17 protein-coding genes are annotated in these 14987 nt (G+C 66.3%); 9 read left to right on the top strand and 8 right to left on the bottom strand.

Features of this window, described 5'->3' with window-relative positions:
• The 9 genes from QZZ33_RS01880 to QZZ33_RS01920 all read left to right on the top strand — a co-directional run.
• On the top strand, positions 1-394 hold a 394-nt coding region (locus QZZ33_RS01880; RefSeq protein ID WP_291377779.1), incomplete at its 5' end, for a hypothetical protein.
• An 87-nt stretch (positions 395-481) separates the two neighbouring features.
• Positions 482-1465 carry a thioredoxin-disulfide reductase gene (gene trxB / locus QZZ33_RS01885; protein ID WP_291377780.1) on the top strand — a complete coding sequence of 328 codons (984 nt, stop codon included), beginning with the start codon at positions 482-484 and terminating at the stop codon, positions 1463-1465.
• Positions 1462-1788, top strand: coding sequence for a thioredoxin (trxA, locus tag QZZ33_RS01890; protein WP_291377781.1), 327 nt, complete (start codon positions 1462-1464; stop codon positions 1786-1788). The genes trxB and trxA overlap by 4 nt, the downstream gene beginning before the upstream one ends.
• Positions 1789-2013: 225 nt before the next feature.
• Positions 2014-3051 carry a hypothetical protein gene (locus QZZ33_RS01895; protein WP_291377782.1) on the top strand — a complete coding sequence of 346 codons (1038 nt, stop codon included), beginning with the start codon at positions 2014-2016 and terminating at the stop codon, positions 3049-3051.
• Positions 3048-4841 (top strand): hypothetical protein, encoded by a 1794-nt coding sequence (locus QZZ33_RS01900; protein WP_291377783.1) that lies wholly within the window; start codon positions 3048-3050, stop codon positions 4839-4841. Before QZZ33_RS01895 ends, QZZ33_RS01900 begins: the two co-directional genes overlap by 4 nt.
• Position 4842: 1 nt before the next feature.
• Positions 4843-5622, top strand: coding sequence for an ABC transporter ATP-binding protein (locus tag QZZ33_RS01905; RefSeq protein ID WP_291377784.1), 780 nt, complete (start codon positions 4843-4845; stop codon positions 5620-5622).
• Positions 5619-6836 carry an ABC transporter permease gene (locus QZZ33_RS01910; RefSeq protein WP_291377785.1) on the top strand — a complete coding sequence of 406 codons (1218 nt, stop codon included), beginning with the start codon at positions 5619-5621 and terminating at the stop codon, positions 6834-6836. Before QZZ33_RS01905 ends, QZZ33_RS01910 begins: the two co-directional genes overlap by 4 nt.
• A 102-nt stretch (positions 6837-6938) precedes the next feature.
• Positions 6939-8240, top strand: a complete 1302-nt coding sequence (locus tag QZZ33_RS01915) for a PLP-dependent aminotransferase family protein (RefSeq protein ID WP_291377786.1) — start codon at positions 6939-6941, stop codon at positions 8238-8240.
• 46 nt (positions 8241-8286) lie between these two features.
• The gene (locus QZZ33_RS01920) at positions 8287-9219 is read left to right on the top strand and encodes a D-alanine--D-alanine ligase (protein WP_291377787.1); all 933 of its coding nucleotides are present in this window, start codon (positions 8287-8289) and stop codon (positions 9217-9219) included.
• Here the strand turns inward: QZZ33_RS01920 and QZZ33_RS01925 are convergent.
• The 8 genes from QZZ33_RS01925 to rpmH form a co-directional block, all read right to left on the bottom strand.
• Positions 9216-10256: a ParB/RepB/Spo0J family partition protein gene (locus QZZ33_RS01925; protein ID WP_291377788.1), complete on the bottom strand. Its 1041-nt coding sequence runs from the start codon at positions 10254-10256 to the stop codon at positions 9216-9218. The two genes, QZZ33_RS01920 and QZZ33_RS01925, sit on opposite strands and share 4 nt — an antisense overlap.
• Positions 10253-11092: an AAA family ATPase gene (locus QZZ33_RS01930; protein ID WP_291377795.1), complete on the bottom strand. Its 840-nt coding sequence runs from the start codon at positions 11090-11092 to the stop codon at positions 10253-10255. The genes QZZ33_RS01925 and QZZ33_RS01930 overlap by 4 nt, the downstream gene beginning before the upstream one ends.
• 407 nt (positions 11093-11499) lie before the next feature.
• Positions 11500-12204, bottom strand: a complete 705-nt coding sequence (gene rsmG / locus QZZ33_RS01935; RefSeq protein ID WP_291377789.1) for a 16S rRNA (guanine(527)-N(7))-methyltransferase RsmG — start codon at positions 12202-12204, stop codon at positions 11500-11502.
• A 360-nt stretch (positions 12205-12564) separates the two neighbouring features.
• Complete coding sequence (locus tag QZZ33_RS01940) at positions 12565-13050, bottom strand: R3H domain-containing nucleic acid-binding protein (RefSeq protein WP_291377790.1); 486 nt, start codon at positions 13048-13050, stop codon at positions 12565-12567.
• 42 nt (positions 13051-13092) lie between these two features.
• Positions 13093-14148 carry a membrane protein insertase YidC gene (yidC, locus tag QZZ33_RS01945; protein WP_291377791.1) on the bottom strand — a complete coding sequence of 352 codons (1056 nt, stop codon included), beginning with the start codon at positions 14146-14148 and terminating at the stop codon, positions 13093-13095.
• 10 nt (positions 14149-14158) lie between these two features.
• Positions 14159-14452 (bottom strand): membrane protein insertion efficiency factor YidD, encoded by a 294-nt coding sequence (gene yidD, locus QZZ33_RS01950; protein WP_291377792.1) that lies wholly within the window; start codon positions 14450-14452, stop codon positions 14159-14161.
• The gene (gene rnpA / locus QZZ33_RS01955; protein WP_291377793.1) at positions 14449-14793 is read right to left on the bottom strand and encodes a ribonuclease P protein component; all 345 of its coding nucleotides are present in this window, start codon (positions 14791-14793) and stop codon (positions 14449-14451) included. Before rnpA ends, yidD begins: the two co-directional genes overlap by 4 nt.
• Positions 14793-14930, bottom strand: coding sequence for a 50S ribosomal protein L34 (rpmH, locus tag QZZ33_RS01960; RefSeq protein ID WP_291377794.1), 138 nt, complete (start codon positions 14928-14930; stop codon positions 14793-14795). Before rpmH ends, rnpA begins: the two co-directional genes overlap by 1 nt.
• Positions 14931-14987: the final 57 nt, after the last annotated feature.

Below are 14987 nucleotides of genomic sequence, written 5' to 3' on the forward strand. Positions count from 1 at the left end.
TGTCGAGCCGGTCGACCCCGCATCCACCAGACTCCGCACCCGCTTTGGCGGGGCAGTGGACGACATCGACGAGTTCCACGACATCGTCTCCGCGCAGAACGCCAGCGCCTCGCCGTCAATCCTCGAGGCGATCTTTGACCGCCTCCATCAGCGCTTCCCCAGTTCCGCGCCCCTTGCCGGTCTTGCTGAGGCGGCGCATCGGCGGGCGCAGACCGTCGCCCCGTTCAACGTAGGTCCGCTCGTGATGGCCCTGCTCATCGTGGCGGTCTTCGTTGCCGCCGTCATCGCCGCATCGATGATCACCCGGCCGCTCGACCTACCAGGAGTCGGCGACAATCCCCCGCAAACATACCCCGAGTACACCGTGGGGCAGACGCCCACACCCGCCCCTTAGGCTGATCCGTCGCGCCGCGACCACAGTGGAATACGTCGGGCCTACGATCGTGTTGAGCCTTCACAACAAAAACCTAAGGACTGACTCGTGAGTGAGATTCGTAACGTCGTGATCGTGGGCTCCGGCCCCTCCGGCTACACCGCCGCCATCTACGCGGCACGAGCGGGGTTGAACCCGCTAGTGATCGCTGGCTCGATCACCGCCGGTGGCGCGCTGATGAACACCACAGAGGTGGAGAATTTCCCGGGATTCGTCGAGGGGATCCAGGGGCCGGAACTCATGCAGACGCTCCAGGGGCAGGCGGAGAAGTTCGGCGCAGAGGTGATGTTCGACGATGCGACAGAGCTTGAGCTCGTGGGCCCGATCAAGCGCATCACGACCGGCATGGGCAAGGTGTTCGAGTCCCGCACCGTCATTCTGGCGATGGGTTCGGCGTATCGAGAGATCGGTCTGCCTGACGAGAAGCGGCTGTCGGGGCACGGCGTGAGCTGGTGCGCCACGTGCGACGGCTTCTTCTTCCGCGGTCAAGACGTGGTGGTGGTGGGCGGCGGTGACTCAGCCATGGAGGAGGCGACGTTCCTGACGCGCTTCGCGAACAAGGTCACCATCGTTCACCGTCGTGACGAGCTTCGCGCCTCCAAGGTCATGGCCGACCGCGCCTTGGCCGACCCGAAGATCGAGTTTGCATGGAACTCTGCGGTGACGGGCCTTCAGGGCGAGCAGAAGCTCTCGGGCGTGGAGATCACCGACACCGTCACTGGCGAGGTGCGCACCCTGCCAGCCACGGGACTGTTCGTCGCGATCGGCCACGACCCCCGTTCGGAACTGGTCAAGGGCGTCGTCGAGCTTGACGACGCTGGCTACGTGGCGGTCGACGGCGGCACCACGTACACCAACGTCGCTGGGGTCTTCGCTGCTGGAGACCTCGTGGACAGCCGCTACCGCCAGGCCATCACCGCGGCAGGTACTGGCTGCGCGGCGGCTCTCGACGCTCAACGTTGGCTGGAGGACCTCGAAGAACCTGACGAGGGCTTGGATCAGGTCGCTGTGGTGGAAGGAGGCGCCCGATGAGCATCATCGTGAACGCCACGGAAGACACGTTCAAGGCCGAAGTGCTGGAGTCCTCCATGCCCGTCGTGGTGGACTTCTGGGCCGAGTGGTGCGGCCCTTGTCGCGCCGTCGCTCCCATTCTCGAAGAACTGTCGGGAGAGTATGTGGGCAAGCTCAAGATCGTGAAGGTCGACACGGAGGCTAACCCTGGCATTGCCATGGCCTACGGGATCACCTCAATACCGACCATGCACTTCTTCAAGGGCGGCGAGGTGGTCAAGACTCTTGTGGGCGCTCGACCGAAGGCCGCGCTGCAGGCGCAGTTCGACGAGATCACCGCCTGAGCGCTCGCCATGCGTGCGGCGGCTACCGCACCGGCACCCTGAGCCCGCTCAGGGGCGCCTCATTCTTCGGGATGTTTTCTGTCTGCACCCAACGCTTTGGGCCCCGCCAGTCGTTATTGTGGTGACTGCTCGACGGCGTCGTCGAGATCCGGTTGTCACACACCGTCACCACGTGGGGGAGTAATGCGTACTTTGAGGACTGTTTCGGCGGCAGCGGTTGGCTCTTTGGCTGTCGTCTTGCTTGCAGGATGTGGCGGGGGTGAGGAGACCCCAGACGACGGCGAGCGCACCACCATCGCCGGCTTGCTGGGCGCCTCGACGGGGGAAGACACCGACTGGGTCGAGCAAGAGCGGCTGGTGCAGCAGGCCATCGCCGAGTGCATGCAGTTGGAGGGCTGGGAGTACATCCCTGTCGAGCAGCCGGACGGCGTGTTCGAGTACTCAGAAGAGGACGAACTCGAGCGCATCAAGCGCGAGGGTCTCGGCGTCGTCTACTACACGCTGTACCAAGGCACCGACGACTTCGTCGACCCGTACGAAGACTGGGTGGACCCCAACCAGGACTACATGGAGTCGCTGACGGACGCGGAGCGGGACGCCTACTACGAGTCGCTGTACGGCACGGAAGAGGAGCAGTCCGCCGACCTCATCACGGAAGTGGATCCAGAGACGGGCGAGGAGTACCAGGTCTCCTACGGCTTCGGGGCTGGCTGTCAGGGCGAGGCCTACGCAGAGGTCCAGGGCGACGACCCCACGCAGTCACCCGACTACTGGCAAGCCGCGGAGGAGTTCTACTCCGAACTTGAGGACCGCGTCCAGGCGGATCCGCGCGTCGCCAAGGCCAACGAGGCCTGGATCTCGTGCATGTCAGACGCTGGCCACGAGTTCGCCGACCAGAACGAGTTCTGGGAAAAGAGCTACGAAGACATCCAGAAGCGGCACGACGAGATTCTGGGCGACGATTACTACCAAGACCCATTTGAGGGTTGGACAGACGAGCAGATCAACACGTTCTTCGAGGAGTCCAGTCAGGAAGAGATCGATGCGCTGTTCTCCTCCCCCCCGGAACTGACCTCCGAACAGCGCACCGCGCTCGAGGCCTTGCTCGCGGAAGAGATCTCGTTGGCGACAGCCAACCACGAGTGCTCCGCCCCGCAACAGGAAACGCTCAGCGAGGTATACGCCGAGATCGAGGAGCAGTACGCCCTCGAGAACGAGGACGAGTTGAGGGCGCTTGCCGCGTCGCTCGCTGGCGACAAGTGAACCGAAACCAGTTGGTAGCCGGGTCGCTCGGCTTGGTGGTGGCTGCTGGGGGAATCGGGTGGTTCGCGGGAACGCGCATCTCCTCGCCCGCCGAGGCCGCCGCGCGAGCCGAGGCTCCCGACCCCTCGCTCATCACCGTCGCCGTCGACGAGCGGCTGCTGTCCGCCGACATCATCGCGCGCGGCACGATCGACTTCGACGATCCCGTCTCGTTGAGCCTGTCGGGGGCCATCGGGGACTCCGACTCCAAGCAGATCGTGACGATGATTCCGGAGACCGGTGCCCAACTGGATGAAGGCGCCGTCGCTCTGGAGGTGTCCGGGAGGCCGGTGCTGATCCTCCAAGGCGAGCTGCCGGTGTACCGAGACCTGCGTCCAGGGTCCAAGGGAGACGACGTGCTCCAGTTGGAGCAGGCGCTGGTGCGCCTGGGGCTGATGGGTCGCGCCGACTCCACGTGGGACAACTCGACAGGGGCGGGGGTGCAGGCGCTGTATGCCCGTGTCGGGCACTCCGCCAATGCCGCCTCCAGCGCCGACAAGGCGCAGCTGGATGCCGCGCGCGACCAGGCCCGCGCCGCGAACGAGGCTCTCCAGGATGCGCAGCGCGCCATCGCCGAGGCCGGGGGCGCGAGCGGGTCAAGCCTGATCGAGGCCCAGAACGGCGTGGCCGATGCGACGGCCGGCGTCACCATCGCCAAGCAAGAACAACTCGCGGCCAACGGCGCTGCCGCAGGGGAGGTGACCGTCGCTCAGGACTCGCTTGACGATGCGAACGCCGAACTGACCCTCGCCCAGGCCCGTCGCCAGCACGTCACCGACACTGGCAATCACCCTGACACAGGCGTGCCGCCGACTCTCGCGGAGTTGGCCGAGCTCGACGCTGACCTCACGGCCGCTCAACTCGAAGTGACGGCCAAGACCGCGGCACTCAACGACGCGCAGGCAAACAAGGCCGTTGTCGAGGCGCAACAGATCGCCGCCGTCGAAGCCTCCCAGCGCGCCCTCACCCTCGCCAAGGCCAGGCTCACTGAGGCGCGCAATCCAGGCGATGTGTCCGCGCTCAACCGGGCGCGCGACGACGCTCGTCGTCAATTGGCGGACGCCACGGAGGCTCTCACCAGCCTCGAGGAAAGCGTCGGCACGTGGATCCCCGCTGGCGAGTTGATCTTCCTCAAGCGCGCACCCGTGCTGGTGGCGCGGACAGAGCTCGAGCGGGGCGACGAGGTGTCCACCTCGTTCATGACCGTGTCCGGTTCGGACATCGCCATGACCGTGGGGTTGAGCGAGTCAGAGGCCCTGCGTCTGAGCGTGGGCGACACCGTCATCATCGACGAGCCCGACCTGCTTGAGGAGACCCTTGAGGCGACCGTGTCGGAGATTCCGCAGTCAGAGGGTTCCGGGCGCGTCCAGGTGACCGTCTTGCTCGACACCGTTCCTGAGCAGCTGCTGGGTGCCAACGTGCGCGTCATCATCCCGGTGGAGTCGACATCGGGCGAGGTGCTGGTGGTCCCCGCCGCGGCCCTGTCGGCCGTGGCTAACGGGGACACGCGCGTCGAGGTCGAAGAAGCCGATCTACCAGGGAAGACGCGCTTCGTGACCGTCGTGACTGGCCTTGCTACCGACGGCGTGGTGGAGGTGCGCGCCGTGGAGGGCCGCCTTGCCAAGGGCGACCGGGTGGTGGTCGGCCAGGCGGACATCGGCCTGCCTGGAGAGGGCCAGGAGCAGAACGGCGACACGGATGCCGACCAGGAGTCAGACGAGTCCTCCGCCGAGTCCACACCGGCAGGTTGACATGACGCTCGTAGGAGCCGCCGAGTACTCGGACGGCGAGTTGTCCGCTACCGCGTCCGACGACCGGGTGCTGGTGTTGGACGGCATCGAGCGCACGTACACGACGGGCGATGTCGAGGTGCCCGCGCTCAGCGACGTGCACCTCACGGTGCGCCGCGGCGAGTACGTGTCGGTGGTGGGGCCGTCGGGATCCGGCAAATCGACGCTGCTCAACATTCTTGGCCTGCTCGATCGACCCACCGCTGGCTCCTACCACTTCGAGGGCCTTGAGGTGGCCGACCTGGACGAGACGGACCGGACGTCAGTGCGCGGCCGTCGCATCGGCTTCGTGTTCCAGTCCTTCCACCTGTTGTCGCATCGCAGCGTGCTGGAGAATGTCACGCTGTCGATGCTCTACACCGGCGCAGGGCCTGCCGAGCGCGTCGAGAGGGCGACGGCCGCGCTGGAGTCCGTGGGCCTCGCGCATCGCGCGAGCTTCACCCCCACCCGGCTGTCTGGCGGCGAACGCCAACGCGTCGCGGTGGCCAGGGCTATCGTCGCAGAGCCCGCACTGCTGCTAGCCGATGAGCCCACGGGAAACCTCGACTCTCACACGTCGGATGCGGTGCTTGCCTTGTTTGACGAGCTCCGGACCCGCGGCCTCACCATCGTCATGATCACGCACGACGCCTCCATCGCGTCGCGCGCCGACCGCGCCGTCCGCATTCGCGATGGCAGGCTCACCGAGGTGGACGCCGCCGACATGGCACGTGCCGTCGCGCAGATAGGGCAGGAGCGGTGAAGCCCACGCGGATGTCGTGGCGCGACCTGGCCACTGAGGCGATCGCTGGCCTCGCGTCACGCCCTGCACGCACTCTCCTCACCGTGCTGGGAACGGTGCTCGGCATCGCCGCCTTGGTCGCAACCCTGGGTATCGCCCAGACGGCCGGCAACCGCATCGTCGGCAATTTCTCAGAGCTTGAGGCGACCAGTGTCGAGGTGACCAACGACGGCGGCTTCTGGGGCTCGAGCTCGAGCAGGGTGGCGTTCCCGCGCGACGCCGAGGATCGACTGCGGAGGCTCAACGGGGTTTCGGCCGTGGGGGCGATGGGCACCGTTCCGATCGGCGAGGACCTCGCCTCTGCCGTCAAGCTTGACGACCCTTCCGGTCGCAACGAGTTCCAGATCGACGTGATGGCCGCCTCGCCAGGACTGCTCGAGGCAGTGAAGGGTTCGCTGCGCACGGGTCGATGGTTCGACGCGGGCCACGAGACGCGCGCCGACGACGTGGTGGTGCTGGGTCCTGGGGCGGCGGCCCAGTTGGGCGTCTACCGGGTCGACCAGCAACCAGTGGTGTTCCTTGGCGACCGGCCCTTTGTGGTGATGGGAATCCTTGAGGACGTCGCGCGTCAGAGCAACCTGCTGGGCGCGATCATCATGCCGGAGGCGACCGCGCGCAAGCACTACGAGTACACGAGCGCTTCGACGGTGCAGATCGACGTCCAGATCGGGGCCTCGGAGCTGATCGGTGCGCAGGCGCCCATCGCGCTTAACCCCGACAACCCCGACGCGTACCGCGTGCGCACGCCCCCGTCACCAGACGCTCTGCGCAACAGGGTGGAGAGCGACGCTAACGCGCTGTTCCTCATCCTGGGCGCCGTGTCGCTGCTGGTGGGTGCCATCGGCATCGCGAACGTCACGCTGGTGTCTGTGCTCGAGAGGGTCGGCGAGATCGGGCTGCGCCGCGCGGTGGGCGCCCGCCGCAGACACATCGCCAGCCAGTTCCTCGTCGAGTCAACGGCGATGGGCCTGGTGGGCGGCGTGATGGGCGCCACCGCCGGAATCCTCATCGTCGTGGGGCTAGCGGCCGCTCGCGACTGGACGCCGGTGCTCTCGCCCCTCATCCCCGTGGGCGCGCCGCTGCTGGGCGCCCTCACCGGACTGGTGGCTGGCGTGTACCCCTCCCTGCGCGCCGCGTCCCTCGAACCCGTCGAGGCGCTGCGGTCAGGAACCTAGTCCCCGACCCCAGCCACGTCGTCGGCCGCGCTGGCGACACGGGGCCACGCCTAGGCCACTGGACCGTGCCATGAGCGCCACTGTCGTGGAAGACTGACGCCCATGACTCACTCGGATACCGGCGGAACCAGGCTCGACCCTTGGCTGGGGTCCTATGCCGCCCGCGCGCACAACATGCGCGCCTCCGAGATCCGCGCGCTGTTCGCGGTGGCCTCGCGCCCAGAGGTGGTGTCGCTCGCGGGCGGCATGCCGTTCATCGGGGGCTTGCCGCTCGAAGAGATCGGGGAGATGATGCGGCGCCTCATCGTCGAGCAGGGCGAGGTGGCGTTGCAATACGGCTCCGGGCAGGGGTATGAGCCTTTGCGTGAGCACATCACCGAGGTGATGGCGCTCGAGGGAATTCACGCACACCCTGACGACGTGGTGGTCACCACCGGCTCCCAGCAGGCACTCGACCTGGTCACCAAGATCTTCATCAACCCCGGCGACGTGATCGTGGCTGAGGCGCCCTCCTATGTGGGCGCACTTGGCGTGTTTCGCGCGCACGAGGCCGACGTGGTGCACGTGCCCATGGACGCAGACGGCCTGGTGCCCGAAGAGTTGGAGAAGGCGCTCACGCAACTGGCGGCCGAGGGACGCTCGGTGAAGTTCTTGTACACCGTGCCCAACTATCACAACCCAGGCGGCGTCACGTTGTCCATGGAACGCAGGCCTCGCGTCCTCGAGATCTGCCAACGCTTTGGCGTGCTTGTGTTGGAGGACAACCCTTACGGGCTGCTGGGTTTCGACGCCGAGCCGCTGCCGGCGTTGCGCTCGATGGACGAGGAGGGCGTGATCTACCTGGGGTCGTTCTCCAAGACTTTCGCCCCGGGGTTCCGTGTGGGATGGGCCGTCGCCCCCCACGCCGTGCGCGAGAAGCTGGTGCTCGCCTCAGAGGCCGCGATCCTGTGCCCGTCGAACGCGTCCCAGATGGCGATCTCCAGTTACCTCGACCACCACGACTGGAAGGGCCAGATCAAGAAGTTCAGGGAGCAGTACCGGGAGCGAAGGGACGCCATGATCTCGGCTCTCGAGGAGTTCATGCCGGACGCCACGTGGAATGTGCCAGACGGCGGCTTCTACGTGTGGGTCAAGCTCCCAGACGGGCTCGACGCCAAGTCCATGCTGCCGCGCGCCGTCACGGCCCGCGTGGCCTACGTGCCGGGCACAGCGTTCTACTACGACGGCACGGGCGCCAACTACATTCGCCTCTCGTACTGCTATCCCACGTCCGAGCGCATCAAGGAGGGCGTGCGTAGGCTCGCTGGTGTGGTGGACGCCGAGTTGGAGACCGTCCAGATCTTTGGGAAGGGCGGGACCGAGGCATCATCGACCGTGGAATTCCCGTCGCCGGACCTGGCATGAGCGACCCGGCTGCGACGGACAAGGCTGTGACTTGGGAGGCTACGACATGAAGGTCATGATTCTCGCTGGCGGACTGTCGCACGAGCGCGACGTCTCGATTCGCTCTGGGCGGCGCGTGTGGGAGGCGCTCGAGGAGCGCGGCATCAGGGCCACGGTGCACGACGTCGACACCACCCTGCTTCCCAATTTACAATCCCTTGACGACGCCGTGGTATGGCCTTTGCTTCACGGTGCTTCGGGTGAGGACGGCTCCCTGCAGGCATTGCTCGAACTGGTCGACGCGCCCTTCGTCGGCACCGGCTCCCGCGAGGCTCGCGTCGCCTGGGTCAAGCCCGTGGCCAAGGCGGTGTTCTCCCGAGCGGGCGTCTCCACCCCCGACTACGTGACGCTCCCTCAATCACTCTTCCGTGAGGTCGGCGCCGAGCACGTGCTGTCGGCGCTCCTGTCCAAGTTTCCCCTCCCGCTCGTCGTCAAGCCCGCGCGTGGCGGCTCCGCTCTCGGGGTATCGCTCGTCACCGAGGCGGACGACCTCGCCCAAGCTATGGTCCGCTGTTTCGCCTATGGCGACCAGGCCATGATCGAGCGCGCCGTCTCCGGCACCGAGGTGGCCGTCTCGGTCGTCGGCCACGACGACCAGGCAAAGGTGCTGCCCGCCGTCGAGATCGTGTGCGACGGGCCGTACGACTACGACGCTCGCTACAACCCCGGCCGCGTCGAGTACTTCGCGCCCTCGCGCCTCGAGCCCGCCCAGGTGGCCGCCGTCGAGGAGGCCGCGCTCGCCGTGCACCGGACCATGGGCCTGCGAGACCTGTCGCGCATCGACATGATCGTCGACGCCGCGGGTGTCGCCCAAGTCATCGACATCAACGTGGCGCCTGGCATGACGGAGACGTCGCTGTTCCCCCAGGCTGTGGAGGCCTCCGGTGAGGAACTGGGCGCGCTCTACGCCCGCATCGTCGAGGGCGCCTTCAGCCGCTAGCGGCCGAAGCCCTGCTCCTTGGGGTTGATGATCTTGGCGATCCTGTTCAGGTCCTCGACCGTCGCAAACTCCACCGTGATCTTGCCCTTGGTGCTACCGAGTTGAACCTTGACTCTGGTGTCGAGGTGATCCCCCAGCCGGGCGGAAAGATCATCCAGGGCGGCTGTGCGCCCGCCTGGCCGCACGGAACCCTGCTTGGGCTTCGCGACCTTCACCCCGATCGTCACGGCCTCCTCCGTGGCGCGCACCGACATGCCCTCTGCCACGATCTTCGTGGCCAGCTGATCCATCGCCTCTGGGCTGTCCAGCGTCAGCAGAGCTCGCGCGTGGCCAGCGCTCAGCACGCCAGCCGCAACGCGCTTCTGCACCGCTGGGGGTAGCTTGAGCAGGCGCAGCGTGTTGGTGATCTGTGGCCGCGAGCGGCTGATCCGGTCGGCGAGTTGTTCGTGGGTGATGCCGAAGTCGTCGAGCAGCTGTTGGTACGCGGCCGCCTCCTCAAGCGGGTTGAGCTGCGAGCGGTGCAGGTTCTCCACGAGCGCGTCGCGCAACAGATCCATGTCGTCGGTGCTGCGCACGATCGCCGGGATCTCGGTGAGGCCCGCCTCTCGGGTGGCACGCAGGCGCCGCTCGCCCATGATGAGTTCATAGCCCTCGCCATCGGGGTGGGGTCGGACCACGATCGGCTGCAGGACGCCGATCTCCTTGATGGAGCCCACCAACTCCGCGAGTTCTCCTGAGTCGAACACCTGACGCGGCTGCCGGGGATTGGGCACCACCTGGGTGGGATCGATGTACGCGAAGCGCGCGCCCGGTACGGGCCGCAGTCCGTCATCTGTGTCCGCGTCGGCCGCGCCAGCGTCGGCACCTTTGCCGGCCACAACGTCTTCGGGTACCTGTGGAATGGCCGCGGTGTCGGAGAAGAACACGTCCCGTGGCCGCGCGCCCTGACGGCGGTCGCCGTCGCCTTCCGTGGCGTCTGGCTCGGTGGGGATCAAGGCTCCTAGCCCGCGTCCCAGGCCTCGCTTGGGCTTGCTCACTGCGTACCTCCTGCGGCGACGCCGCGCTCGGCCAACTCCATGGCGGCGGCGAGGTACGCCACCGCTCCTGGGGAGTGGGGATCATGCGTGATCACGGTCTTGCCAAAGCTGGGAGCCTCGGAGACGCGGACCGAACGAGGAATGGTCTGGGGGAAGGTCTCGCCGGGAAAGTGACTGCGCACCTCGTGTGCGACCTCACGGGCCAGGTTGGTGCGCTGGTCGAACATGGTCAAGATGATGCTTGAGACGTGGATCTCGGGGTTGAGGTGCTTCTTCACCATCTCGACGGTCTTGATGAGTTGAGTGAGGCCCTCGAGGGCGTAGTACTCGCACTGAATGGGGATGAGCACCTCGGTGGCCACCACCATGGCATTGAGCGTGAGCAACCCGAGTGAAGGGGGGCAGTCGATGAACACGTAGTCGAGCTGCTTTCCTTCACGAGCAAGCAGGTCGGCCACCGCGCCGTGCAACCGGTACTCGCGCCGCACCGCAGAGACGAGCTCGATGTCCGCGCCCGCAAGATCGATCGTCGCGGGTACGCACCACAGCGTCGGCAGGTCGGGGCAGCGCTGCACCACCGACGCGAGGGATGCGTCGTCTAGCAACACGTCATAGATCGACGGGGTCCCCGCGCGGTGATCCACACCCAATGCCGTCGATGCGTTGCCCTGCGGATCCGCGTCGATCACCAAGACGTTCGCACCCTTGCTGGCGAGCGCCGCCGCCATGTTGACCGACGTGGTGGTCTTGCCGACGCCGCCCTTCTGGTTGGACACGGCGATGACACGGGTATCCGCTGGCCGCGGAAAGTCCGTCGCCTCAAGCGTCCGCCGCAGGCGTTCCGTCTCGATGAGCTCGGCCGCCAATGGGCTGTCGCCATCCGCTTCAATGCCGCTGAAAGGGTCCGTCGACGTCGGGCTGGCGCCTGTCGCTGCCTGCGGCTGAGCTTGCAGCGTCTCGTACGCAGGCACGTTCGAGCGATGGTGACCGAGGGTCGGCGTCTGTGATGACGTCGGCTCCTGGGCGGGGTCGGTCACGCGGTGCTCCTTTGTGTACGGGTGAGGGCAAGGGCCAATGTTTCACGTGAAACACCACCACCGCAAACGGGTATCTGGCAAGTTATGCACACTCAGCCTGGGGAGGATGGCGTGCGCCCTCCCGCCTGTGGACAGCCCCCGTCCAGAACGGCGCAAATGCGTCCTTAGGGTTGTGGAAAACCTGGGGATAGAAAATGCAGAAGAATCTACGGCTCGCGTGTCAGTCTCACGACCGTGGTGGGTTCGAGTCCCGGAAGAGTGGGTGCCGATTCCAGGTGAGCCACGAGCCGCGCCTTGCGCAGCGCGTACTTGGCGCGGTCGATTTCGTCGGCCGCGCTTCGTCCCTTGAGGAGTGCCATCTGACCGCCGGGTGCCAACAAGGGCAGGCACCACTTGATCAGCTTGTCGAGGGAAGCGACGGCGCGCGCCGTCAGCACGTCGGCCGTCACGGCGTCGCTGACCTCCTCTGCGCGCCCCCTGATCACCACCACATTGGCGAGACCGACAGTGGCCGCAGCCTCCTCGAGCCAGGCCACGCGGCGTTCCATCGGCTCGACCAACACCACCTCGCGCTCGGGAAGCATCGCCGCGATCACCAAACCGGGTAGGCCCGCCCCCGAACCCACGTCGACGATGCGGCCCTCACGGAGGAAGGGCACCACCGCGGCCGAGTTGAGAATGTGACGCTCCCACAGCCTGTCGAGTTCGCGAGGTCCGATGAGCCCGCGCCTCTCTCCCTCGGCCGCGAGCAGCTCCGCGAACACCCGGACGGTCTCGAATCGTTTGCCAAAGAACTGCCCGAGCGGGGCATCGCCGAGCGCATCAAAGTCGGTGTGGCCCGCCTGTGAGTTCAGCGGGGACGATGCATCGGCGGGCTGCGGCCCGGGGCCTTGAGGCGCCTGCGGGGTCATGTGTCTTGACCTCCTCTGTGTCCTTTGGATCACTCATGTCTCGTGGGCCACTCGTGACTGTCGAACCGCTGATGTCTCACGGAACGATCATCGCGTGTCGACCCTGCGCGCAGTGCCACCCGATGTTTCACGTGAAACATCCCTACGATCCGTCGGTCGGTCGAGTGTTTCACGTGAAACCTTGCTACGGCGAAGGCTACCGCCGCGCCCGCGCCGTTGCCCCCTGTGAAGCCGGCGCGACTACACGCCACAGAATGCAATCACCCCGCGGACGTGCCCGCCGGGCCGAGGCCTACGACGCGCACACCCGAGGGGTGGGCAACGGTGGTGCCGATGTTTCACGTGAAACATCTCGCGCAGCTACTCAGCGGGGTTGATCACCACGTGACGGTGCGGGTCCTCGCCGTCAGACTCCGAGACGAGCCCTGCATCGAGGACGACGTCGTGGACCACCTTGCGCTCGAAAGCGTTCATGGGCGCCATGGCAACAGGGGCTCCCTTCTCGCGAACCTCCGCGATCGCGGCGCGTGCCTGCTCCGCCAGCTGCTCCTTGCGGCCCGCCCTGAAGTCGGCGATGTCAAGCATGAGGCGGCTCATGTTTCCCGTCTCAGACTGCACGGCAAGCCGTGCCAGATCCTGCAGCGCCTCGAGCACCTCGCCGTCAGGACCAACCAGTCGCTTCATGTCTTGGTTGGGGCCGTCGGCCACGACGGCGACCTTCGGGCGGCCCGCCTCGACGGAGATGTCGATGTCGCCATCCATGTCGAGGATGTCGAGCAGCTCCTCGAGAAAGTCAGCGGCGATGTCGCCCTCGTTCTCGAGGGCCTTGCGAGTTTCATCGGTCATGATCGTCCTTGGGAAAGGGGCCGCCCGTACGGCGGCCAAGGTCTACGTGGATGTGGGTCCCGGCCCGGAGTCGCCGGCGTTGGCGCCGCCCGGCTTGCTGGCCCCGCCGGTCTGGCCTGGCTTGGCCCCACCCTTCTTGCCCTTCTTACGCTTGGGCTGCTGGCGCTGCCGGTTGCGGCGCTCTTCCTCCGCGGCGGCCGCTGCGGCCTCCTCTTCGGCGCGCGCCTCCTCTAGAGTGCGGCCGTCGATCGTCAGCCCCTTGCGAGCGGCCTTCTCGGTCTTGCGAGCAATGAGTGCCTTCTCCGCTTCCGAGCCCGGGGTGGGGTTGCGCCGGATCACGTAGAACTGCTGGCCCATCGACCAGGCGTTGGACACCGTCCAGTAGATGAGAACACCGATGGGGAAGTTGGGGCCAGAGATCACGAAGATGAAGGGAAGCGCATAGAGCAGGATCTTCTGCTGCTGGGCCATCGGGCCTTCAAGCGCGGAGGCCGGCATGTTCTTGAAGGTCAACTGACGCTGGCTGAAGAACGTGGTCGACACCATCATGGCGATCAGCACGGCCGCGATCCAGCGGGTGGCCGACGCGTCCGCACCGAGGAAGGTGTCAGAGAGCTTCGCCCCGAAGAGCTCAGCATTCATCGCCTGTTGGCGGAGAGGTTCAGACAGTAGCCCGATGGCCTCTCCATCCTCCTTCAGCCGGTAGTTGAGCACGCGGAAGAGCGAGAAGAAGATCGGCATCTGCAGAAGCAGGGGAAGGCACGACGCGAAGGGGTTGGTCTTGTGCTCCGAGTACAGGGCCATCGTTTCTTTGGTCATGGCCTCGCGTGAGGCCTGATCCTTCTTGCCCTTGTACTTGTCTTGGATCTTGCGCAGGTCAGGCGCGATCACCTGCATCGAGCGTTGAGCCTTGATCTGGCGAACGAACACAGGGATCAGCGCCATCCTGATCACCGCGGTAAGTCCCACGATCGACAGCGCCCAGGCCACGCCAGACTCTGGGTCCATGCCCAGGAACTCGAGCCCTTGGTGCACCAACGCCATGACGCTGGCCACCACCCACTCGATGGGTACTAACAGGGAAAAGATCGCTTCCACGGAGGAATCCTTACGTAGCTACTGGTGAAGTCTGGTGGTGCTGCTGGAACAGCGGCTCGCCCACGGCCGGTACCTCATCGACGCCCCCATTGCTCCACGGGTTGCAGCGAAGCACGCGCCACCCTGCAAGCACCGTACCGCGCAACGCCCCGTGCCGACGCACGGCCTCAAGCCCATAGTGGGAACATGAGGGGTAGTACTTGCAGGTGGGGCCGATCAACGGCGAGACGGTCAGCTGATACAGGCGAATGAGTCCCATGAGGGCAAGGGCGGGCAGGCGCACGGCAGTCGCGAGAATCCTCATGCGTCGGCCTTGGCCAGAGCGCGGCGAATGCCGCCGGCAACGTCGTCGCGCAACTGCGCGAAACTCGCCGCCGCAGCGTCGGGAAGGGCGCGGATCACTACCCGCGAGCCGAGCGGGAGCTCCACCAACTCGTCGGCCATGATGGCGCGCAAGCGACGGGTGACTCGGTTGCGCACCACGGCGCCTCCTACGGCTCGAGAAACAGCGAAACCGGTCATGCTGTTCGCATCACCGGTTCTCGCGAGGTACACCACCGCAGTGCGGGTACCGGCCTTGGCTCCCTGGCGCATCACGAGGCGGAAATCCTCTGCGCGGCGAAGTCGCTGGCCGGCCGAGAGCACTACGCCGACAGGTCTTCGCGACCCTTACGGCGACGGGCCTTCAAGATCGAACGCCCGGCACGGGTACGCATGCGCAGGCGGAAGCCGTGCGTCTTGGCACGCTTGCGGTTGTTCGGCTGAAAAGTCCGCTTGCTCACGGGGAAACTCCACGACTGTTAGGGATGGTCAAATAGCGCACTTACGTTACGCGCTGC

It is taken from the genome of Demequina sp. (assembly GCF_016278775.1).
Lineage (GTDB): Bacteria > Actinomycetota > Actinomycetes > Actinomycetales > Demequinaceae > Demequina.